Annotated in this window: 18 protein-coding genes and 1 pseudogene; 14 read left to right on the plus strand and 5 right to left on the minus strand. The window is 70.7% G+C overall.

The annotated features are described in order from the left end of the window. Positions 1 to 412 precede the first annotated feature (412 nt). Positions 413 to 862 (minus strand): DUF5318 domain-containing protein, encoded by a 450-nt coding sequence (locus DLJ58_RS26840; RefSeq protein ID WP_091396619.1) that lies wholly within the window; start codon positions 860 to 862, stop codon positions 413 to 415. A gap of 175 nt (positions 863 to 1,037) precedes the next feature. Between DLJ58_RS26840 and DLJ58_RS26845 the strand changes: the two genes are divergently transcribed. The 3 genes from DLJ58_RS26845 (at position 1,038) to DLJ58_RS26855 (ending at position 3,184) form a co-directional block, all read left to right on the plus strand. Next, complete coding sequence (locus tag DLJ58_RS26845) at positions 1,038 to 1,676, plus strand: PadR family transcriptional regulator (RefSeq protein ID WP_030331823.1); 639 nt, start codon at positions 1,038 to 1,040, stop codon at positions 1,674 to 1,676. 23 nt (positions 1,677 to 1,699) lie between these two features. Beyond that, positions 1,700 to 2,779, plus strand: coding sequence for an inositol-3-phosphate synthase (locus DLJ58_RS26850; RefSeq protein ID WP_124860420.1), 1,080 nt, complete (start codon positions 1,700 to 1,702; stop codon positions 2,777 to 2,779). A 153-nt stretch (positions 2,780 to 2,932) separates the two neighbouring features. Further along, entirely contained in the window at positions 2,933 to 3,184 is a 252-nt protein-coding gene (locus DLJ58_RS26855) for a hypothetical protein (protein ID WP_124860422.1), read from the plus strand. 23 nt (positions 3,185 to 3,207) lie between these two features. On the opposite strand, the gene DLJ58_RS26860 is transcribed toward DLJ58_RS26855, so the two are convergent. Further along, entirely contained in the window at positions 3,208 to 3,687 is a 480-nt protein-coding gene (locus tag DLJ58_RS26860; protein WP_124860424.1) for a methylated-DNA--[protein]-cysteine S-methyltransferase, read from the minus strand. A 99-nt stretch (positions 3,688 to 3,786) separates the two neighbouring features. Between DLJ58_RS26860 and DLJ58_RS26865 the strand changes: the two genes are divergently transcribed. Then, complete coding sequence (locus DLJ58_RS26865; protein WP_124860426.1) at positions 3,787 to 4,344, plus strand: hypothetical protein; 558 nt, start codon at positions 3,787 to 3,789, stop codon at positions 4,342 to 4,344. A 28-nt stretch (positions 4,345 to 4,372) separates the two neighbouring features. Continuing rightward, positions 4,373 to 5,890 carry a flotillin family protein gene (locus DLJ58_RS26870; RefSeq protein WP_124860428.1) on the plus strand — a complete coding sequence of 506 codons (1,518 nt, stop codon included), beginning with the start codon at positions 4,373 to 4,375 and terminating at the stop codon, positions 5,888 to 5,890. A gap of 76 nt (positions 5,891 to 5,966) precedes the next feature. On the opposite strand, the gene DLJ58_RS26875 is transcribed toward DLJ58_RS26870, so the two are convergent. Next, a complete protein-coding gene (locus DLJ58_RS26875; protein ID WP_124860430.1) occupies positions 5,967 to 7,427 on the minus strand; it encodes a CCA tRNA nucleotidyltransferase in 1,461 nt (486 codons plus the stop codon). Positions 7,428 to 7,553: 126 nt separating this feature from the next. On the opposite strand from DLJ58_RS26875, the gene murJ reads away from it, so the two are divergent. The 7 genes from murJ (at position 7,554) to DLJ58_RS26910 (ending at position 15,942) form a co-directional block, all read left to right on the plus strand. Further along, positions 7,554 to 9,305 (plus strand): murein biosynthesis integral membrane protein MurJ, encoded by a 1,752-nt coding sequence (gene murJ / locus DLJ58_RS26880; protein WP_124860432.1) that lies wholly within the window; start codon positions 7,554 to 7,556, stop codon positions 9,303 to 9,305. Between the two features lie 445 nt (positions 9,306 to 9,750). Further along, positions 9,751 to 11,358: a protein kinase family protein gene (locus tag DLJ58_RS26885; protein ID WP_124860434.1), complete on the plus strand. Its 1,608-nt coding sequence runs from the start codon at positions 9,751 to 9,753 to the stop codon at positions 11,356 to 11,358. 34 nt (positions 11,359 to 11,392) lie between these two features. After that, entirely contained in the window at positions 11,393 to 12,103 is a 711-nt protein-coding gene (gene sigM, locus DLJ58_RS26890; protein WP_124860436.1) for an RNA polymerase sigma factor SigM, read from the plus strand. Further along, positions 12,100 to 13,119, plus strand: a complete 1,020-nt coding sequence (locus tag DLJ58_RS26895) for a hypothetical protein (protein WP_124860438.1) — start codon at positions 12,100 to 12,102, stop codon at positions 13,117 to 13,119. Before sigM ends, DLJ58_RS26895 begins: the two co-directional genes overlap by 4 nt. A gap of 183 nt (positions 13,120 to 13,302) precedes the next feature. Then, positions 13,303 to 14,253, plus strand: coding sequence for a thioredoxin-disulfide reductase (trxB, locus tag DLJ58_RS26900; RefSeq protein WP_124860440.1), 951 nt, complete (start codon positions 13,303 to 13,305; stop codon positions 14,251 to 14,253). Between the two features lie 31 nt (positions 14,254 to 14,284). After that, positions 14,285 to 14,608 carry a thioredoxin gene (gene trxA, locus DLJ58_RS26905; RefSeq protein WP_030331849.1) on the plus strand — a complete coding sequence of 108 codons (324 nt, stop codon included), beginning with the start codon at positions 14,285 to 14,287 and terminating at the stop codon, positions 14,606 to 14,608. A gap of 170 nt (positions 14,609 to 14,778) precedes the next feature. Then, complete coding sequence (locus DLJ58_RS26910) at positions 14,779 to 15,942, plus strand: N-acetylmuramoyl-L-alanine amidase (protein ID WP_124860442.1); 1,164 nt, start codon at positions 14,779 to 14,781, stop codon at positions 15,940 to 15,942. Positions 15,943 to 15,956: 14 nt separating this feature from the next. On the opposite strand, the gene DLJ58_RS26915 is transcribed toward DLJ58_RS26910, so the two are convergent. Then, positions 15,957 to 16,622, minus strand: coding sequence for a GNAT family N-acetyltransferase (locus DLJ58_RS26915; protein WP_091396576.1), 666 nt, complete (start codon positions 16,620 to 16,622; stop codon positions 15,957 to 15,959). A gap of 295 nt (positions 16,623 to 16,917) precedes the next feature. On the opposite strand from DLJ58_RS26915, the gene DLJ58_RS26920 reads away from it, so the two are divergent. Further along, positions 16,918 to 18,231, plus strand: a complete 1,314-nt coding sequence (locus DLJ58_RS26920; RefSeq protein WP_112584007.1) for an aminotransferase-like domain-containing protein — start codon at positions 16,918 to 16,920, stop codon at positions 18,229 to 18,231. 7 nt (positions 18,232 to 18,238) lie between these two features. Next, complete coding sequence (locus tag DLJ58_RS26925; protein ID WP_124860444.1) at positions 18,239 to 19,240, plus strand: D-alanine--D-alanine ligase family protein; 1,002 nt, start codon at positions 18,239 to 18,241, stop codon at positions 19,238 to 19,240. Between the two features lie 712 nt (positions 19,241 to 19,952). Here DLJ58_RS26925 and DLJ58_RS35220 read toward each other — a convergent pair. Then, a pseudogene (locus DLJ58_RS35220) lies at positions 19,953 to 20,319 on the minus strand (hypothetical protein); the annotation flags it as partial. Between the last annotated feature and the right edge of the window lie 899 nt (positions 20,320 to 21,218).

Below are 21,218 nucleotides of genomic sequence, written 5' to 3' on the forward strand. Positions count from 1 at the left end.
GAACCGCCGACCGTGGCGCGACCACCGGCAGCCCGCGGCGTCACCGAGGCCCGGCCTGGGGTTGCCGCGCCTCGGTCCGAGGCTGACCAGCCGCTCCCGCCGGAATCACCGCCGGGTCGGCGGTACGCGTCGTCCGCGCCCGGCCCGGGGTCACCGTCTGGACCCGAGTGCTGGGTCCGTCCGCGCGCAGAACTGGGATCGCCGTACGAGTTCATTCCTCACACCCTGCCGGTCGCGGTGGGGCGCGGCTGCGCCGCCACCGGGTTGCCGTGAGTTGCTTCACCCGGGGCGCCGGCATGGGGGTGCCGGCCGACCGGGGTCATTGCCGTATCAATCGGGCCAATCGGGCCAACAAGCGGTCGGCCGTCCCGGGTTTCGTCTACGGCCCCGGGGCCGGTCCAACCAGCTGAGATCACCGTTGCGCCTCTCGCCTCCGCCGACCGGCGCCTCCGGCGCCCGCCGCGTCCTGCTCGCTGATGCCGTCGCTGTCGCCGGTCAGACCGTCCCGGCCGAGCAGGTACTGCTCGACGAGATGGTTCCAGTCACAACCGAGGCACACCTCCACCACGAAGACCTGGAACTCACGCAGCGTCATCGCCAGCACGGGCAACTCAGTCAGTGTCCGAGCCTGTCCGGCGGACTGCTTGAGTTCGTCACCGTAAATGTAGTGGACCAGGGTCAGGTTTTCGCTGCGGCAGATCGGGCAGCGCCGGTCGGTCGGCTCACCGTGGAACCGAGCGGCGTTCTTCAGGTACGGCGACGCGTCGCAGACGTCGTACGTGCCGACTCGTCCGGCCAGGAGCTCACGCAGCACTGCTCGCTTCTGAAGCGAGTAGTCGACGACCTGGCGCTGCGTACGCATGCGGAGAAGGGTACGCGGTCCGGCCCGACCAGGCGACCACGCTCACAATCCGTGACGGCAGCATCTCGGAACGGGGGTTTGCCCTGGCCCGCACGACCCGCTAACGTGCGATGTATCGGTCCGATACATCGCGGCGGTTACCACTCCGCGCCGGAGGGTAAAGAGAGGGTGGCCAGTGCTTGAGTTCGCCATCCTCGGCCTCCTGCAGGAGTCTCCGATGCACGGCTATGAGCTGCGCAAGGAGCTGACCGCCAAACTCGGCGCGATCCGGGCGGCGATCAGCTACGGCTCGCTCTATCCCACGCTACGCAGGCTGCAGGCGGCGGGATGGATCACCGAGGCTGCTGAGACACCCGCCACTGCCGAGGAGGTTCCCGCGCTGACCAGCCGACGAGGTCGGGTGGTCTACAAAATCACCGCGGAAGGCAAGGAACGCTTCGCCCAGCTGATCGCACAGGCCGGGCCCGAGACGTACGACGACACGGGCTTCGGGGTGCACTTCGCGTTCTTCGCCCGGACCGACCAGGCGACCCGACTGCGCATTCTGGAGGGTCGCCGCCGCAAGATCGAGGAGCGTCGCGAAGGGCTTCGTGACGTGCTGGGCCGGGCGGCCGAGCGCCTCGACGCTTACACGCTGGAACTGCAGCGCCACGGCCTTGATGCCTGTGAGCGCGAGGTCCGCTGGCTGGAGGAGCTCATCGCCAACGAGCGCTCCGGCCGAGCCCCGACGGTCCCGAACATCGGGACAGCCGGCGGCCGACGAGAAGACAACAGCCCGCCTCCGCCTGGAGAGACCAGGAATGAGCGGCCGTGACAGAAAAGAAGGAGGCAGACGCTATGGGCTCCGTCCGCGTCGCCATCGTCGGTGTGGGTAACTGCGCCTCGTCCCTGGTTCAGGGCGTCGAGTACTACCGGAACGCCAACCCGAACGACCGCGTCCCGGGTCTCATGCACGTCGCCTTCGGCGACTACCACGTCAATGCCGTGGAGTTCGTCGCGGCATTCGACGTGGACGCCAAGAAGGTGGGCATGGACCTCGCGGAGGCGATCGTCGCCAGCGAGAACAACACCATCAAGCTCTGCGACGTGCCGCCGACCGGCGTCAGCGTGCAGCGCGGTCCGACCTTCGACGGTCTGGGCCAGTACTACCGCGAGATCGTCGAGGAGTCGGACGCCACCCCGGTCGACGTGGCGCAGGCGCTGCGCGACGCGCAGGTCGACGTCGTCGTCTGCTACCTGCCGGTCGGCTCCGAGCAGGCCGCCAAGTTCTACGCCCAGGCGGCGATCGACGCCGGCTGCGCGTTCGTCAACGCCCTGCCGGTCTTCATCGCCTCCGACCCCGAGTGGGCCAAGAAGTTCGAGGACGCGGGCCTGCCGATCGTCGGTGACGACATCAAGAGCCAGGTCGGTGCCACCATCGTGCACCGCGCCCTCGCGAAGCTCTTCGAGGACCGCGGCGTCGAGCTGCTGCGCACGTACCAGCTCAACTTCGGCGGCAACATGGACTTCATGAACATGCTGGAGCGCAAGCGCCTGGTCTCGAAGAAGATCTCGAAGACCCAGTCGGTCACCTCGCAGATCCCGCACGAGATGAGCAAGAGCGACGTGCACATCGGCCCGTCGGACCACGTGCCGTGGCTGGACGACCGCAAGTGGGCGTACATCCGCCTGGAGGGCCGCTCGTTCGGTGACACCCCGCTGATGGCCGAGCTCAAGCTCGAGGTGTGGGACTCGCCGAACTCGGCCGGCGTCATCATCGACGCGGTCCGGGCCGCGAAGATCGCCCTGGACCGGAAGATCGGCGGCCCGATCCTGTCGGCCTCGTCGTACTTCATGAAGTCCCCGCCGGTGCAGTACGCCGACCACGACGCCCACCAGGCCGTCGAGGAGTTCATCGCCGGTGAGGTCACGCGCTGACGCGCTGAATCATCAAGCACGTGGAAGGGCCGGGTCCATGCGGACCCGGCCCTTCCACGTGGGTCGGCTTCCCGGGGTACGAGCGCTGTCCCGTGACCTCCGCCACCGTTTTCGGGACCACGGGGGGCGGGGGAAGCTATCGATAATCGATTCATGGTCTCCCGCACCAGCACGACCTCGACGGGCCGGCACCCGGCCCGACCTCCTCGGCCGCGCATCGTCGCGCTGGCCTGCCTACTGCTCACCCTGGGCCTGGGCGCGCCGGCGGCGATACTCGCCGCGCTGGTCCTGCTGGCCCTGCCGTCGGCCAACGCCTTCTTCCAGCCGCGGACTTCGATCGACCCGCCATGGCCCGCCCGGACCTCACCCGCCGCCGGACCGGAAGGGTCGCCCAGCGCCCGGTGATGCCACCGCCGACGCCGGAAGGCTCAGGACCAGGCGCGTCGCAGCGCGACCCCGGCCTCCAGCTCCAACAACGTGACCTTGCGAGGCAGGCCCCCGCCGAAGCCGACCAGCTTGCCGCCCGCCCCGACGATCCGGTGACACGGCACGATCACCGGGACCGGGTTGCGGTTGCAGGCCACTCCCACCGCCCGTGCCGCCCCAGGGTCGCCCACCAGGCGAGCCACCTCGCCGTACGTCAGCGTCTCCCCGTACGGGATCCGCGTCATCTCCCGCCACACGGCGCGCTCGAAGTCGGAGCCGCGCGGCACCGACACCGGAACGGTGAACGTGGTCAGCTTGCCGGTGAAGTACGCCCGCAGCTCGTCGACGGCCTGCCGGGACAGCGCGTCATCGGGCTCGTCGGTGGCCGCCTCGAGCCGGCCGAAGCGGGCACCGCAGACGCTCGTGCCGTCGGTGGCCACCGAGAACTCACCGATCGGTGAGTCGAGCACGGCCCAGCGCATCCACCTATTCTCCCCGACGCGGACTCTCTCGCCGGCCCGGCCTCCGGCGTCGGGGCCGAGCGCCACTCCCGACCCGCATCGGGAGATCATCTCCGCGTCCTGTCAGGCCGTTCGGCGTTGCGCGGCGTCGATACCGTCAAGGTCGTGGCAACGGGGACGCTCATCTTTCTGATCATCGGCGGGGCGGGCATCGGTGTGCTCGCGCTCGCTCTGCTCGGCACCGAGCTGCTTCACTTCGGGCACGCCGACGTGGACGGGCCGATCTCGGTCGAGACCGTCGCCGGCTTCGCCGGGGCTTTCGGGTTCGGCGCGGCCATCGTCAACGAACTGCTTGGTGCGCGTACACCTGGCATGGTCGTCGGGGCGGTGGCCGGCGGCGTGTTCGCGGCCGTGCCCACCGGCTGGTTGGCGTCGCGGCTGAGTCGGGCGGCGCGGAACATGCGCACCGACCGGACGCCCACCCGCGACGACCTGGTCGGCGCGCTCGGCCTGGTCGTCACCCCGGTGCCGGCCAACGGGTACGGCGAGGTCCGCATTCGCCTCGCCGGCCAACCGGTCAAGCTCAGCGCCCGCGCGGATCAGCCGATCCCGATCGGCGCCCAGATCTTCGTCGTGCAGGCGCTCAGCGAGACCAGCGTGCACGTAGAGACCTACTGATCTCCCCCTCACAGACGGGACTTTTTATATGGCCCTACTCATCGCCATCGGTGGCGCGGTCCTCCTCGTGCTCATCCTGGTGCTCTTCGTGCTCTCCCGGATCAAGGTGGCCGGTCCGAACGAGGCGTTCATCGTCACCGGTCGCAAGGGCCGCACCACGCAGACTGCCGACGGCGGGCGGTCCACCGACAACTCCGGGCAGAAGGTCGTGCTGGGCGCTTCGGTGTTCGTGCTGCCGGTGGTGCAGAAGCTCCAGTCGCTCGACCTGTCCAGTCGGCGGATCGACGTCGGAATCCGGGGTGCCGTCAGCAAGCAGGGCATCCGCGCCGACCTGCACGGCGTGGCGATCGTCAAGGTCGGCGGGACCGAGGACGCGATCCGGGCCGCCGCACAACGGTTCCTGCACCAGCAGGACGAGATCGACAACTTCACCCGGGAGGTGCTGGCCGGCGCGCTGCGCTCGATCGTCGGCCGGCTCACCGTCGAGGAGGTCATCCGGGACCGGGCGGCGTTCGCCAGCGCCGTCGCCGAGGAGGCCGAGCACTCGATGACCAACCAGGGTCTGGTGTTGGACACCTTCCAGCTCCAGGACATCCTCGCCGAAGGCTCCTACCTGCAGGACCTGGGCCGCCCCGAGGCCGCCCGGGTGCTCAAGGACGCGGCGATCGCCGAGGCCCGGGCCCGGCAGCAGGCCGAGCAGGAGCGCCTGCTCGCCGAGGAGGCCATCGCCGAGGCGAACCGGAACCTGGCCCTCAAGCAGGCCGGCATCCAGGCCGAGATCGACGCGGCGAAGGCGAAGTCCGCGGCGGCCGGACCGCTGGCCCAGGCCGAACGGGACCAGGCGATCCTCTCCGAGCAGCAGAAGGTGGCCGAGCGCAACGCCGAACTCAAGCAGCGCCAACTCGACACCGAGGTTCGCAAGCCGGCCGACGCGGCCCGGTACAAGGTGGAGCAGGAGGCCGAGGCGTCCCGCAACGCGGCGGTGCTGCACGCCGACGCGCAGCGCCAGTCCGTCATCGCCGCCGCGCAGGCCTCCGCCGAGCAGGCCCGCCTCACCGGTGAGGGTGAGCGGGCCCGGCGGGCCGCGCTCGCCGAGGCCAACGCCATCGAGGGTGCCAAGGAGGGTGAGGCCGAGCAGCGGCGACGCTCCGCCATCGCCGAGGCGGTGGAGCGGGAAGGCCAGGCCGAGGCCGCGGCCATCCTCGCCAAGGGTGAGGCCGAGGCCGACGCGATGGCGCGCAAGGCCGAGGCGTTTGCCGCGTACGGAGAGGCGGCCGTGCTGGACCTGCTGGTCAAGGTGCTGCCGCAGGTCGTCGAGGCGGCCAGCGCACCGATCGGGGCGATCGACAAGATGACCGTCATCTCCACCGACGGCGCGTCGTCGCTCACGAAGTCGGTCGCCGGCAACGTGGCCCAGGGCCTCCAGCTCGGCAGCGACCTCACCGGGATCGACCTGCCCGGCCTGCTGGCACGGCTCGGCTCGGCGTCCACTCCGGCCGGCAACGGCGCCGCGTCCGTCGACGGGAAGGCCGTCGAAACCCGCTGACGGTGTACGCCGACGGGCGCCGCTCCCGGTTCGGGGGTGGCGCCCGTCGGCATCGATCGTCGCTCGGCTCGAAGCGCTAGGGGATCAGGCCCTCGGCGCGGGCCCAGCGCAGCAGCTCCGCCTCGGCGGCGTCACGGTCCAGCGGGCCGTGCTCCAGGCGCTGCTCCTTGAGGTGCTTCCACGCCCGCCCGACCACCGGCCCCGGCGGTACGCCGAGCAACTCCATGATCGCGTTGCCGTCCAGGTCGGGTCGGACCCGCGCCAGGTCCTCCTCGGCCGCGATCCGGGCGATCCGATCCTCCAGCGCGTCGTAGTCGGCAGCGAGCTGGGCGGCCTTGCGCCGGTTGCGGGTGGTGCAGTCGGAGCGGGTCAGCTTGTGCAGGCGGGGCAGCAGGTCACCGGCGTCGGCGACGTAGCGGCGCACCGCCGAGTCGGTCCACTCGCCCCGCCCGTACCCGTAGAAACGCAGGTGCAGGGCGACCAGCGCGGTCACCTTCGCGGTGACCTCCTTCGGGTACCGCATCGCCTTCATCCGGGCCTTGGTCAGCCGGGCGCCGACCACCTCGTGGTGGTGGAAGCTGACCCGGCCGTCGGACCCGACCGCCTTCGTCGCCGGCTTGCCCGCGTCGTGCAGGAGGGCGGCCATCCGCAGGATGAAGTCGCAGCCGTCCTCCTCGTAGGAGACCGCGTTCTCGACGACCGTCAACGTGTGCTCGTAGACGTCCTTGTGCTGGGCGTGCTCGTCGATCTCCAGCTTCAGGCCGGTCAGCTCCGGCAGGAACCGATCGGCCAGCCCGGTGTCGACCAGCAGCCGCAGCCCGGTGATCGGGTCTGCGCCGCAGAGCAACTTGGTGAACTCGTCGCGGATCCGCTCGGCGGTGATCCGGTCGAGGTCTGCGGCCATCTCGGTCATCGCCAGGTGCACGTCCGGGTGGACGGCGAACCGCAGCTGGGCGGCGAACCGGGCGGCCCGCAGCATCCGCAGCGGATCGTCGCCGAACGACTCACCAGGCGTGCTCGGGGTACGGATCACCTTGGCCGAGAGATCGTCCAGCCCACCGTGCGGGTCGGTGAACCGGTGGTCCGGCAGGCTGACCGCCATCGCGTTGATCGTGAAGTCGCGCCGCTTCAGGTCCTCGTCCAGGCTGGTGCCGTACACCACCACCGGGTTGCGGCTGACCTGGTCGTACGACTCCGCGCGGAAGGTGGTGATCTCCAGTCGGAGGCCGTCGCGCTGAGCGCCGATGGTGCCGAACTCCCGACCGGTCTCCCAGATCGACTCGGCCCAGCCCTTGATGATCCGCAGGGTCTCGTCGGGGTGCGCGTCGGTGCAGAAGTCGAGGTCGTCCCCGAGTCGACCGAGCAGGGCATCCCGCACCGAACCGCCCACCAGGTGCAACTCGTGACCGGCGCGGACGAAGCGGCGGCCCAACTCGTCGGCGACCGGGGACACCCGGAGCAGTTCGGCGACGGCGTTGCGCTGCGCGGCGGTGAGTTCGCGGCGGTCGGCGGCGTGAGGAGCGGAGGCTTCGGACATGGGATCGCCAGCTTATCGGGCCGAGGTGTGATCCGATCCGCCGGGCGCGGGTAACGGGTGCGGGTTGACTATGGTCTGTGGCGTGCGGGTCGGTGTCCGACTCGACGTACCCCTGGGAGGCTGGAGATGAGCGGCGGGCTCTACCGCAGCGCCAACGCCGCGAACGATGGCGGCCCCGGTGCCCGTCCCGGGGACGGCGCCACCTTCATCTCCGCCGAGCCGCTGAATCAGCCGGCCATGGAGTCGACCGCGCCGCCGCAGGAGCAGGTGGGCGAGGCGAGCGCGGCGGCCAACAGCGCGGTGATGGCGATCGGCAGCCTGGTCAGCCGGGGTACCGGCTTCCTGCGTACGTTGGCGTTGACCGCCGCGCTGGGTGGAGCGCTGGTAGGTGACGCTTACACCACGGCGCAGATCCTGCCCGGCATGGTTTACGAGTTCCTGCTCGGCGGCATCCTCACCAGCGTGTTGATCCCGGTGCTGGTCCGTCGGCGCAGGGTCGACACCGACGGCGGGCAGGCGTACGCCCAGCGGCTGCTGACCCTGGCGGTGCTGACCCTGGCGGGAGCAGCCCTGCTGGCCGTGCTGTCGGCGGGCTTGCTGACCAAGCTCTACGCCGGCGACAACACGGGCGACGACTTCCGGAGCCTGGTCAAGGCACTGTCGTACCTGATGTTGCCGATGATCTTCTTCACCGGTCTCAGTGCGTTGATCAGCGCGGTGCTCAACACCCGGGGGCACTTCGCCGCGCCGATGTGGGCGCCGATCCTCAACAACATCGTGGTGATCGCCACCGCCGGCTTGTACATCGCGATCTTCGGGGCCGAGATCGTCCGGCCCGACGAGATGACCACCGGCCGGATCCTGCTGATCGGCGGCGGCACCCTGCTCGGCGTCGCGATCCAGGCCGCCGGCCTCCTGCCGGCACTGCGCAAGGTCGGCTTCCGGTGGAAGTTCCGGTTCGACTTCCGCACTCTCGGGCTACGGGAGCTGGGGCGTCTCGGCGGCTGGATGTTCTGCTACGTCGCGGTGAGCCAGGTCGGCCTGATCGTGCTGTTCAACCTGCTGAACCGGGCAGGCAAGGAGAACGCTGCCGGCCCGCTGATCTACAACAACGTGTTCCTGCTGCTGATGATGGCGCACGGCATCATCGCCGTTTCGATCATCACTGCACTGATGCCCCGGATGAGCGCGGCCGCCGCCGACGGCCGGTACTCCGACGTCGCCGCCGACCTTTCCCGGGGCACGCGCACCGTCTCGGCGGTGCTCGCCCCGATCGCGGTCTGCTACGCCGTACTGGCGACCCCGCTGGCCGTGACGCTGTTCCGCTACGGCGCGTTCACCGACGAGAACGCGGCGGACACCTCGCTGGTGCTGCTCCTGGCGGCACTGGCACTGGTGCCGTTCGCGATCAGCCAGCTCTTCACCTTCGCCTTCTACGCCCTGCCGGACACCCGCACCCCGGCGCTGATCAACATCCCGGTGGTCGCCCTGCGGATCGGCGTGCAGGTGGTCCTCTACGTCGCCTTCGCCGCCCACTTCGCCGCGGCCGGGATGATGATCGGCAACGCCGTGTCCTACCTGGCCGCCGCCTTCGCCTCCGCGTGGCTGCTGCGGCCCCGTGTGGGCCGGATCGGGATGGGTGCCATCCTGCGCACGCTCGGTCGGGTGGCGGTCGCCGCGTTGGGGGCCGCCCTGGTCGGCCTCCTCGTCGTGAGTCTTCTGCCGGGCGGCGACAGGCCAAGTTGGATGCAGGCCGTCGTGCAGCTCGTGATCGGCGGCGTAGTGATCGGCGGGACCTACCTGGGTCTGGCCATGCTGCTGAAGATCGGCGAGATCACCGAGGTGGTCGGGATGGTTCGCCGGCGCCTCGGTCGCTGAAAGTTCGCGTCTGATTACAACAAGTTGGCACTCATACGGACCGTGACTACGGATCACCAGGCTGGGGATGCACCTGTGGATAACTCCGCGATTCGCCGGTCAGCCGCCGCTTCGGCCTGTGGATAACCAACCGTACGGCTGAGGGTGGCGGCCCGATCGGGGGGAACGTACGAGGTAGCGCAAGCGCCACGCCATCCCAGCCCCGGCGTCGGTCACTTGCGGTGAAGCCGTAGATTAGCTAGTACATGTGCCAGCAACGTGGCTGACAACGGTCGTAACCGGACGAGCGCTTCGACTGCCGGAACCCCGCCAGGTACGGCGGGAAGATGACATGTCGGAGAGACGGGCAACCCGGGTAAGGTCGCTCTCGACGGGTACGGCAGGGGCCGACGCTGGGCGTCGACACCGGTCGGCCGGTTCCTTCAACGGCAGAGCGGGAAGCCACATGCCCAGCAGTTCGGGTTCATCGATCGACACGATCACCGAGGGAGGACGGGTGACCCAGGTCGGCGAGGGTCAGGAGGCGGACGAAAGCGCTCCTCCGGTCATGACCTTCGGTGCTCCCACGGCCGGTGAAGTCCTCGCCGAGCGGTACGAGCTGGTTGAGCACATCAACAACGACAGTGCGGGTCGGCTGGTCTGGCGTGGGGTCGATGTCATCCTGCGCCGTCCCGTTGCCGTGGTTCTGCGTTACCCGGGTGGCGACTCCGCCACCGAGATGCTTCAGGCCGCTGTCGCGGCCAGCCGGGTCATCCACCCCAACCTGGTCGGCGTCTACGACGCGATCGACGAGGCCGACCGGGCGTACGTGGTGCGCGAGTGGGTCGACGGGCAGTCCCTGCGGGACCTGGCGACCGACGGCCCCCTGGACCCGGCTCGGGCCACCGCGATCGGCAACGCCGTCGCGAGCGCGCTTGCCGCGGTGCACGCGACCGGCATGGTGCACGGCAACGTCCACCCCGGCACGGTCATGATCAGCGATGAGGGCCGGGTGGTGCTGGCGGACGCCCGCACCGACGGCGCCGACAGCCAGGAGAACGACATCCGAGCGGTCGGCGGTGTCCTCTACTTCGCACTGACCGGCTCCTGGCCGCACGCCGAGGCACCACTGCGCGGCGCCACCGCCGGCCACGGCCGCGCCGCCATCCCGGACGCTGTTCGCGACGCCGGAGGTGCCATCGCGGCACCGCGCCAGGTTCGGGCCGGCGTTCCGGCGTACCTGGACGACCTGACCATGGACCTGCTCGACGCCGAGATCGCGCCGCCGTCGTCCGACGTGCTCGCCGCCGAATTGGCGCGACTGGACGTGCCGGCCGAGGACGAGCACTACCTCGACAACAGCGGGCCGCTGCGGTTCGCCGCCGACACCGGGGAGGAGCCGTCGCCGCTGGCCGCGGCCGGGGGCCGCAAGGTCGCCGTCGGCATCGCCAGCCTGTTGGCCGTCGCCCTGGTCGGTCTGCTGATCGGGATCATCGCGCTGGGCGGCGACGACGAGGACCCGCAGTCCAACACGGTCGCCGCCCCGACCACCAGTGCCCCGGCCGGCGACGCCACCCCGGCCGCCGCGACGGCGCGCAAGCTGACCGTGAAGAACGTCCGGATCATCGACCCGGACAGCAGCAATCGCAGTGAGGTAAAGGACGCCGACAAGGTCATCGACGGTGACGAGGACAAGGGCTGGGAGACCGAGACCTACAAGAACAGGCCCAACTTCGGCAATCTGAAGAAGGGCATGGGCGTCTGGATCGACCTCGGCGAGCCGCACACCGTCAAGTCGGTGCAGGCGGTGCTGTCGGCCACCGGCGCGTCCGCCCAGCTCCTCGCCGGCACGACCAACCCGCCGTCCAGCTCCAGCGGTGACAAGCAGTTGGTCGCGAGCTACAAGACCGCCATCGGCCAGCCGTTCGAGGACCACGACGGCACCACAATGACGTTCAACGGCTTCGACGCCGACCAGAAATACCAGTACCTGCTGTTCTGGATCACCGAGCTGCCGCCGACTGAGGACGGTTTCAAGCTGGGGGTGCAGGAGATTACGGTCCAGGGGTCGTGAGCCGATCCGGGCACCGTACGCACTGGACGCGGTGATGGACGGGCGCGCCGCCGCGAAGGACCTGGAGCTGCTGCGCGCGCACGTCGCCGGTGATCGGGACGCCTTCGCCGAACTGTTCCACCGGCACCGGGACCGGCTGTGGGCGGTGGCCCTGCGGACGCTCGGCGACCGCGAGGAGGCAGCCGACGCCCTCCAGGACGCCCTGCTGTCGGCGCATCGGGCGGCGGCCCGCTTCCGCGGCGACTCCGCCGTCACCACCTGGCTGCACCGGATCGTGGTCAACGCCTGCCTGGATCGGATCCGACGCCGGCAGGCGCACCCCACAGTGCCGCTGCCGGACGGCAACCGGGCCGATGACGGCACCGGCGGGCTGGAGCCGGCGGCACCGGTGACGGACCACGACACCGTGCTGGTGGTCCGGGAGGCGCTCGCCGCACTGCCCCTTGAGCAGCGCGCAGCGCTGGTGCTGGTCGACGTACAGGGCTATCCGGTCGCCGAGGTCGCCCGCATCCTCGGCGTCGCCGAGGGCACGGTGAAGAGCCGGTGTGCCCGGGGCCGGGCGCGGCTGGCCGTGCTGCTCGGGCATCTCCGCCCCGCCGCCGTCGCGACGACTTCGACCCGCCCTGACTCGACCGCCCCGATCACGGGCGTGCCCGGCGTCACGCCGGGGAACCCCGGCCCGGTGGAAGGCGTCGGATCGGGGTCAGGTCGATACCGGCGGGACGCCAACCAGGAGGACACGTGACGACCGAGGGGTTCCAGGAGGTCGACGTCGACCTCCTCGCTGACTACCTCGGCGGGGCGTTGGACGGCACCCCGCAGCAGGACGAGGTCGCCCAACTGGTCTCCACGGACCCGTCCTGGGCCGAGGCGTACGCGGTGCTGGCCCCTGCCGTGACCGAGGTCCGGACGGACCTGACCCGCTGGGCCGAGCCGTCCCCGGAGATGCCGTCGGCGATCACCGACCGCCTCCTGGCCGCATTGGCCTCCGCGGAGCCGAAGACCGACACCTCGACCGAGGAAGCACCCGCCGGCGCGCCCAGCCTCGATCGGGACGGCGACGCGGCGACACCGTTGGTCGTACCGGCGCAGGGCGGGTCCGGTCGCCGGCCTCCCGTCCCGCCCGGCGGGTCGGGGCGCCAGACGTCCACCGGTCCGGGCCGCCGCCGGCGCGGCTGGGCCCGCCGTGGCGCGCCCGTGGCCGCCGCCGCGATCGCCGTCATCGCCGTCGCGCTGGGCCTCAACCAGCTCTCGATGCGGGCGTCGGACGACTCCGCTGACACCAACCCCATGAACCAGCCGGCCAGCGCGCCAGAGGGCGTCGCGGGGGCCGGGACTGCCCGCACCACCGGGCCGGCACTGCGCAGCGGTACGAACTACAGCCCGCAGACCCTCGGCGACGCCTACGGCACGGACGCACCGAGCACACCGGCTGCCAGCCGGGCGACCGGCAACACTCCGGGCGGGCAGCCGGAGGTGGATGCCGAGGGCGGGCGCCGTCCCTCTCCCGACGGGTCGGACCAGCTGGCCCGGCTGACCGACGAGGCCGCGCTGACCAGCTGTCTGGCCAGCGTCGCGACGGAGCACGGATCGGCCCCACTGGTGGTCGAGGTGATCGACTACGCGCGGTTCCAGGGCGATCAGGCGCTGGTCATCCACTTCACCGACGCGACCGGCGCCCGGTGGGCCTGGGTGAGTGGCCCGGAGTGCGGAGTGCCCGGGTCCGGCTCGGACAGCCGGTATTCGGCGCGGGTAGGGTGAATCCACGGTCAATGGCACGATGACCCCCCACGTGACCTGACCCACCGGATGCCCGGCTCGGGAATCCCCGGTTCGTACGATGACGTTCTGGAAGTCAGCTGCCGGCCCCACCCAGGCGTCGGCGACTCGGATCAGCATCGGTGCTCGCGCCGACGCCGAACACACACAACTCGGGAGACGGCAGTGGACGAGGTCCGCAACCTGATCATCATCGGCTCCGGGCCGGCCGGCTACACAGCGGCGGTCTACGCCGCACGTGCCAACCTGAAGCCGCTGATCATTGAGGGCGTGCAGTCCGGTGGCGCGCTGATGACCACGACCGAGGTGGAAAACTTCCCCGGCTTCGCCGACGGCATCCTCGGCCCCGAGCTGATGGACAACATGCGCAAGCAGGCCGAGCGGTTCGGCGCCGAGTTCCTCACCGACGACGTGACCCGGGTCGAGCTGGTGGACACCGGCGACGCCGGCTCCGGCGCGGTGAGCACCGTCTGGGTCGGCGAGACCGCCTACCGGGCGCGATCCATCATTCTCTCCACCGGGTCGGCCTGGCGTCCGCTGGGCGTGCCCGGTGAGCAGGAATACCTGGGCCACGGCGTCTCCGCGTGTGCCACCTGTGACGGCTTCTTCTTCCGCAACCAGCAGATCGTGGTCGTCGGCGGCGGCGACTCGGCGATGGAGGAGGCCACCTTCCTCACCCGCTTCGCGGAGTCGGTGACCATCATCCACCGCCGCGACTCGTTCCGGGCCAGCAAGATCATGGCCGACCGGGCGCTGAGCAACGAGAAGATCAAGGTCGAGTGGAACAGCACCGTCGAGGAGATCCTCGGCGAGGACGGCAAGGTCACCGGCGTACGCGTCCGCAACGTGCACACCGGCGAGACCAAGGTGATGGACGTGACCGGCGTCTTCGTCGCGATCGGTCACGACCCTCGCAGCGAGCTGTTCCAGGGCCAGGTCGAGCTGGACGACGAGGGCTACGTGAAGGTCCACGCCCCGAGCACCCGCACCAACGTGCCCGGTGTCTTCGCCGCCGGCGACGTGGTCGACCACACCTACCGTCAGGCGATCACCGCGGCCGGCACCGGTTGTGCCGCCGCGCTCGACGCCGAGCGGTTCATCGCGACGCTCAGCTGAAACACTGAACACATCCCGGAGGAGGGGCATAGTGGGAACAACCAAGGCGGTCACCGACAAGAGCTTCGTCGCTGACGTGCTGCAGGCCGACAAGCCGGTGCTGGTGGACTTCTGGGCGGAGTGGTGCGGGCCGTGCCGCAAGGTGTCGCCTCTGCTCGAGGAGATCGCCCGGGAGATGGGTGACCAGGTCACCATCGTCAAGCTCAACATCGACGAGAACCCGGAGACCGCTCGGGCCTACCGGGTGATGTCGGTGCCGACGCTCACCGTCTTCAAGAACGGCCAGCCGGTGCAGTCGATCGCCGGTGCCAAGCCGAAGGGCGAGCTGGTCCGGCTCATCGAATCGGCCCTCTGACCAGCAGAAACATTAACCGAACCCCGTACCCGCTCGCCGGGTGCGGGGTTCGGTTGCTTCTCGGCCGTACCGCCGACGTATTTCTCGGCCCAGCCACCTCGCCGCCCCGGAGCGCATAGCCTCAAGCCTGGGCCGCCCGGCCAGCCAGCGTCGTGCAGAGGGGGTCGTGCGTGCGTCCGATCCGACCCGGTGACCGGGGACCCGCGGTCACGGAGATCCGTACCATCCTGACCGGCCTCGACCTGCTCGCCGCCGCCGGCTCGCACACCGACGAGTTCGACCTCGACACCGAGCGGGCGGTCCGCGCGTTCCAGCAGTCGCGCGGGCTCAGCGTGGACGGCCGCGTCGGCGCGGAGACCTGGCGTGCCCTGGATGCCGCCCGTTGGCGGCTCGGTGCCCGCACCCTCTACCACGCGGTTCCCGAGCCGCTCACCGGCGAGGACGTCCGGTCGCTACAGGAGCGTCTGCTGGAGATGGGGTACGACGTGGGCCGCGCGGACGCGATCTACGGCGTCCGGACGTCGCGTGCGGTGGCCCAGTTCCAGCGTGAGGTCGGGCTCACCCCGGACGGCTCCTGCGGCCCCCACACCATGAACGCGCTCCGCCGCATCGGCCGCAAGGTGGTCGGTGGCCGCCCGCAGTGGCTCCGCGAATCCGACGCGATCCGGCAGTCCGGGCCGGCGTTGGTCGGCAAGACGGTCGTCATCGACCCGGGGCACGGCGGCACCGACCCCGGGATGGTGGTGCCCGACGGCTCGCTGCGCTGGACCGAGGCGGACCTGGTGCACGACCTGGCCAGCCGACTGGAGGGGCGACTCGCCGCCTCCGGGGTGCGGGTGCAGCTCACCCGAGGCCCGTCGCCCGACAGTTGCCTGCCGGACACCGACCGGGCCCTGCTCGCCAACTCGCTCGGCGCCGACGTGTTCATCTCGCTGCACCTGGACGGCCACGCCAACCCGGACGCGGAGGGCGTCGCGACCTACCACTACGGCACCGACAACGGGGTGACCTCGGCGACCGGTGAACGCCTGGCCGGGCTGGTGCAGCGGGAGATCGTCGCCCGCACCGGGCTGCGGGACTGCCGTACCCACGCCAAGACGTGGGAGTTGCTGCGACTCACGCGGATGCCCGCCGTCCGGGTCGAGGTCGGCTACCTCACCTCGCCGACGGACCGCGCCCACCTCGTCGACCCCCGGTTCCGGGACCGGGTGGTGGAGGCGATCGTGGCCGCGGTGCAGCGGATGTACTACCCGATCGAACGAGACGTCCCGACCGGATCGCTCGACGTCAGCGAACTGCGTGCCGTGGTGACCGCCGGCACGGTGGTGGACTGATTCGCCGCCGGGGGTCAGCCGTTGGTGGAGCGGGTGGCCGGGGCGGGACGGACCGGCCGGAGCAGGGTCTCGGGGCTCATCGACCCGAGCAGCTTCTCCAGCGCGTACTCGACGTCGGACTTCCAGCTCAGAGCCGTACGCAGCTCAAGACGCAACCGAGGGAAGCGCGGATGCGGACGTACGGTCTTGAAGCCCACGGAGAGGAAGAAGTCGACTGGGGCCACGCAACCGCCGGCGGGGTCGTCCGCGTCGCCGAACTTGGCGTCGCCGAACGCCTCGATCGCCTTGATCCCACGCTTGGTCAGATCCCGGGCGACACCCTGCACCAGCATCCGGCCCAACCCGCCGCCGGAGAACGCGGCGACCACGTTGGCGGTCATCAACAGTGCCGCGTCCGCGGAGACCGGTGAGGTCGGGAACGCCATCGAACGGGGCACGTAGGCGGGCGGGGCGTACATCACGAAGCCGGCCGGCATGCCGTCGACGTACGCGAGTTTGCCGCAGGAACCCCACTCCAGCAGCGTCTGCGAGACCCACGCCTCCTTCTCCAGGCCCGGATCGCCAGCGGCGCAGGCCCGGTCCGCGGAGACCGGATCGAGCTCCCAGTAGACGCACTGCCGGCACGGACGCGGGAGGTCTTCCAACGTGTCGAGGGTCAGGCTGACCAGACGTCGCGACATATGGCGCATCCCCACAATAGGCTCGGTGGTGAGACCGGCATGGAACGACAGCGCCGCCTTCCTGCCCCCGACGAGCGATCGTACGCCGCCGATCGGCGATACGGGAGGGGACGCGCAGATGCCCACCGCAACGGGGGACGCCGAGGACGGTCCGCCATGTGGTCGATCTGCCTCGGCACGCCGGCAGCACGACTCTGGCGGACTAGGATCGACAATCGGTGTGCCTGCCGCCATGGTCAGCGGTGTGCGGGGTACCCGGGGCGGGAGCCACTCGAGCAGCGATCGAGGTGAGGTCATGACCGGCACGACACTCGACGACTACACCGACCGGTACGCCCGGCGGGTACGCGGGATGACCGCCTCCGAGATCCGAGCACTTTTCGCGGTGGCAAGTCGTCCGGAGGTCGTCTCACTCGCCGGCGGCGCACCGTACATCGCCGCCCTTCCGCTGGACGCGGTCGGCGAGATGCTCGGCCGGCTCGGTTCCGAGCACGGCGTGACCACCCTTCAGTACGGCATTGGTCAGGGCACCCTCGAGCTGCGCGAGCGGATCTGCGAGGTGATGTCGCTCTCCGGGATCGACGCCGCGTGCGGTGCTTCCCCCGAGGACGTCGTGGTCACCGTGGGCGGGCAGCAGGCACTGGACCTGGTGGCCCGGCTCTTCCTCGACCCGGGTGACGTGGTGCTCGCCGAGGGGCCGACGTACGTCGGTGCGCTCGGCGTGTTTCAGGCCGCCCAGGCGCAGGTCGTCCACGTACCGATGGATGCGGACGGGCTGATCCCGGAGGCGCTGGAGACGGCCATCGCCGACCTCGCTCGCGCGGGCCAGCGGGTCAAGTTCCTCTACACGATCCCCACCTACCAGAACCCGACCGGCGTGACGCTCAGCGAGGAGCGCCGGGAACGGGTGCTCGACATCTGTGAGCGCGCCGGCCTGCTCGTCGTCGAGGACGACCCGTACGGCCAGCTGGGGTTCGAGGGTGAGGCCCCGGCCCCCCTGCGGGCCCGCCGCCGCGACGGCGTCTTCTACCTCAGCACCTTCTCCAAGACCTTCGCCCCCGGGCTGCGGGTCGGCTGGATCCTGGCGCCGCACGCGGTCCGCGACAAACTGGTCATCGCCAGCGAGGCGCAGATCCTCTGCCCCAGCGGTTACGCCCAGGCCGCAGTGGCCACCTACCTGAGCACGATGCCCTGGCGGCAGCAGCTCAAGGTCTATCGCGAGGTCTACCGGGAACGCCGGGACGCCCTGCTCGACGCGATGGCCGACCTGATGCCCGAGGGCACCAGCTGGACCACCCCGGCCGGCGGTCTCTTCGTGTGGGCCAGCCTGCCCGACGGGCTCGACTCGAAGGCCATGATGCCGCGAGCGGTCGCCGCCCGGGTCGCCTACGTTCCCGGCACCGGCTTCTACGCCGACGGCACCGGCACCGACGCGATGCGGCTCAACTTCAGCTTCCCGCCGCCGGAGCGGATCCGCGAGGGCGTCCGCCGGCTGGCCGGTGTGATGGAGCAGGAAATCGCGATGCGCCGGGTCTTCGGTGCCGTGGGTGGAGCCGCCGGCCGACGCGGCCGGGCCGGCTCCGACGTGCCCGGGCCCGACTTGGCATGATGCCGGCATGGGTACGACCGCCGAGCACCTCCTCGTGACCGATTCCGCCATCTCGGCCGACCTGCGCGTCGTGGTGCTCGCCGGTGGGCTCTCCTACGAACGGGACGTGTCGCTGCGTTCCGGTCGTCGGGTGCTCGACGCGCTGCGCGCCGTCGGGGTGGAGGCCGAGCTGCGAGACGCGGACGTGGCGCTGCTACCTGCACTCGCGGCCGACCCGCCGGACGCGGTGGTGATCGCACTGCACGGCGCGACCGGCGAGGACGGCTCACTGCGCGGTGTGCTGGATCTGTGCGACGTCCCGTACGTCGGCTGCGACGCTCGGGCCTCCCGGGTCGCCTGGGACAAGCCCTCGGCCAAGGCGGTGCTCCGCGAGGCCGGCATCCCCACCCCGGACTGGGTGGCGCTCCCGCACGATCGTTTCTCCGAGCTCGGCGCGGTCGCCGTCCTGGACCGAATCGTCGACCGCCTGGGCGTACCCCTGATGGTGAAGCCGGCGCAGGGCGGGTCCGGGCTGGGCGGGGCGGTGGTCCGGGACGCCGCCGCGCTGCCCGCCGCGATGGTCGGCTGCTTCGCGTACTACTCCACGGCGCTCGTGGAGCGGTACGTGCCGGGGATGGATGTGGCAGTCTCCGTCGTCGACCTCGGCGACGGCCCGCAGGCACTGCCTCCGGTGGAGATCGTGCCGCGCAACGGCGTGTACGACTACGCCGCCCGCTACACCGCAGGACGGACCACCTGGCACGCCCCCGCCCGGCTGGACCCGGAGATTGCCGCCACTGTCGCTGACGTGGCCCTCGCCGCACACACCGCGCTCGGTCTACGGGATCTCTCCCGCGTCGACGTGATCGTGGACGCAGCCGGCCAGCCGCACGTGCTGGAGGTCAACGTCTCGCCAGGGATGACGGAGACGTCACTGCTTCCGCTCGCCGTGCAGGCGGCCGGGCTGGACTTCGGCCGACTCCTCGGCACCCTGGTCGCCCGAGCCGCCGCCCGCCTCACCAAGCACTGACCTACCCGCCAACCCGTTCGGCCCTGCGGACCACCCGCGGACGACCATGAGGCTGGCCTGTCGGGGTCAACCTCATGGTCGGTTCCAGATCAGTGGGTCGCGCGTACGTCGGGTTTGTCGCTGCCGTTGCTGCGCGCGGCCGCGCCCGGAGTGCCGGCGCCCTTCTCGGGGGCGGTCTTACTGACGGCCTCTCCGGAGGCGCCCTCGGCGGCCAGGTCGGACGCGGCCGGGTTGGCGGAACCAGCCTCGTCGGTGCTTCCGCTCGCCGGGCCGACGTGGGGCCCGCCGGTGGCCGTCTCCACCGAGCCAACGTGGAGTCCGTCGGTGGCCGTCGTGGTGGCGCTGCCGGATGCTGCGCCGCCTAGTGCTGCGGCGGTGGAGTCCCGGGTGCCGGAGGTCGGGATGCCGGGCAGATTGGTGGCGGATGCCGTCCGAACGGGTTCAGCCGCCGAACCGCTGACCGTGGCCGACCGGGCGGGTTCAGCCGCGCGGTCGGTGACGGTGGTCGTCGTCGAGCCGGCACCGTCCCGGTCCACGACCGGTTCGGCGCGGGGCCCGCTGTCGGCGTCGCCCGGATCAGGAGTGGCGTCGAGCGCTGGTTCCGGGATCTCCTCTGCCGCCTCGATGACCGAGACCGCCTCCATCCCGGCTGCTGCCGCTGAGGCAGCCTCCGCTGCGGCAGCGGCATCGGCGGCAGCGGACTGGGCCAGCAGACTGGACGGCGCCTGCCATTGGATGCGGGGCGGCTCGGCGAGCGGGCGGCCACCGAACTCGGCGAGCCAGGCCGCGACGAGCGCCAGATTTTCCCGCCACTGCGCCTCGGAGATCGGCGGCAGGATCGAGTCCCACAGGGACAGGAACGTTCCCCGCAGCTGAAGGCGGCCGTACGGACGGGCGAGGAACCACATGTGCAGATGAGCCGAGCCGTCGCCCCAGCGATTGACGTGCACCCGTGCCACGCCGTCGAGCGACCGGATGGCCCGCTCCAGACGTACGGTCATCACCCCCAGCTCGGCGGCCAGCAGGTTCGGCAGGTCGCCGAGGTCGAGGTGGGTGCGCGATTCCAGGATGAGCACCATGGGCAGGCCGGTGGGCCGGTCCATGGCGCGGACCCGCCACCGCTCGCCCACCCAGATGTAGGCGTCGTCGGGTGCGTTGCAGGCGGTGCATTCCCGGAGACCCTCGCCCTTCCGGGGCGGTTCGACCGGGACCGGATCATCGAGTTGCTTCACGTGGAGGTCACCCTCGAAGGGAAATGACGGCCACTGGGTGAAGTCCGGGACTGAGGGAGGGTTGTCGTGCACGACGCTGACCCTAACCGAGTCTGGCACCGCTGTCCCTACCTGTTCGAGCGGTCACGGGCCACCGGATCGGTGCCCGCCGTCGACCGGCTGCGCGTGGCCGCGCGGGGCGCCGAGAGGCGATATCCACAGGCTGCCGAGATCCTGAACACAGGCCGTCATCCACAGGCTCGCACCCGCTCCCACGCGCTGTTTCACGTGAAACGGGGGGTGCCTGTGGACAACCGGTGTGGATAACTTTTCGGCCAGTCGGTCGTTGTCCGCGACCCACCAAATCGGCGGGTTCGACGGCCACTGGAGACGGAATTGGACGGGGGCGCTCCGATCGGCTCCGCATGTCACCGCTGGCCCGATATTCGGTCGCCGACGACCGCCTGCTGGCTCATGTGGCACACGTCGGCGGCGACGGCTTGGCTCGTTCGCGGGCCGTGTCAGCAGAGCCCCGGCCCGCGCGGCCTGGACGCCCGGACGCTCGAATGCCCTGGGCGCCACAGGACGGGGAGATCGAACCGCAGCACCGATATCGCGCGCCTGGGAGGGGGCGACTCCCCTTGAGCGTCGACCCCAGGGTTTCCGGTCGATGCCAGCGAGCCGCTAGCTCGGTTTCACGTGAAACCGAGCTGCCGGGCAGTAAACGCGATCCGGCGGTCTGGGGCCGGACTCGCACCGGTCTACCG

The organism is Micromonospora arida (assembly GCF_003857035.1).
GTDB lineage: Bacteria > Actinomycetota > Actinomycetes > Mycobacteriales > Micromonosporaceae > Micromonospora > Micromonospora arida.

Bases quoted from the DNA above. Each gene is read 5' to 3' on its own strand.
- DLJ58_RS26840 (WP_091396619.1), bottom strand. From the start codon at position 862: ATGCGTACGCAGCGCCAGGTCGTCGACTACTCGCTTCAGAAGCGAGCA.
- DLJ58_RS26850 (WP_124860420.1), top strand. From the start codon at position 1,700: ATGGGCTCCGTCCGCGTCGCCATCGTCGGTGTGGGTAACTGCGCCTCG.
- DLJ58_RS26855 (WP_124860422.1), top strand. From the start codon at position 2,933: ATGGTCTCCCGCACCAGCACGACCTCGACGGGCCGGCACCCGGCCCGA.
- DLJ58_RS26860 (WP_124860424.1), bottom strand. From the start codon at position 3,687: ATGCGCTGGGCCGTGCTCGACTCACCGATCGGTGAGTTCTCGGTGGCC.
- DLJ58_RS26870 (WP_124860428.1), top strand. From the start codon at position 4,373: ATGGCCCTACTCATCGCCATCGGTGGCGCGGTCCTCCTCGTGCTCATC.
- DLJ58_RS26875 (WP_124860430.1), bottom strand. From the start codon at position 7,427: ATGTCCGAAGCCTCCGCTCCTCACGCCGCCGACCGCCGCGAACTCACC.
- murJ (WP_124860432.1), top strand. From the start codon at position 7,554: ATGAGCGGCGGGCTCTACCGCAGCGCCAACGCCGCGAACGATGGCGGC.
- DLJ58_RS26885 (WP_124860434.1), top strand. From the start codon at position 9,751: ATGCCCAGCAGTTCGGGTTCATCGATCGACACGATCACCGAGGGAGGA.
- sigM (WP_124860436.1), top strand. From the start codon at position 11,393: ATGGACGGGCGCGCCGCCGCGAAGGACCTGGAGCTGCTGCGCGCGCAC.
- DLJ58_RS26915 (WP_091396576.1), bottom strand. From the start codon at position 16,622: ATGTCGCGACGTCTGGTCAGCCTGACCCTCGACACGTTGGAAGACCTC.
- DLJ58_RS26920 (WP_112584007.1), top strand. From the start codon at position 16,918: ATGACCGGCACGACACTCGACGACTACACCGACCGGTACGCCCGGCGG.
- DLJ58_RS26925 (WP_124860444.1), top strand. From the start codon at position 18,239: ATGGGTACGACCGCCGAGCACCTCCTCGTGACCGATTCCGCCATCTCG.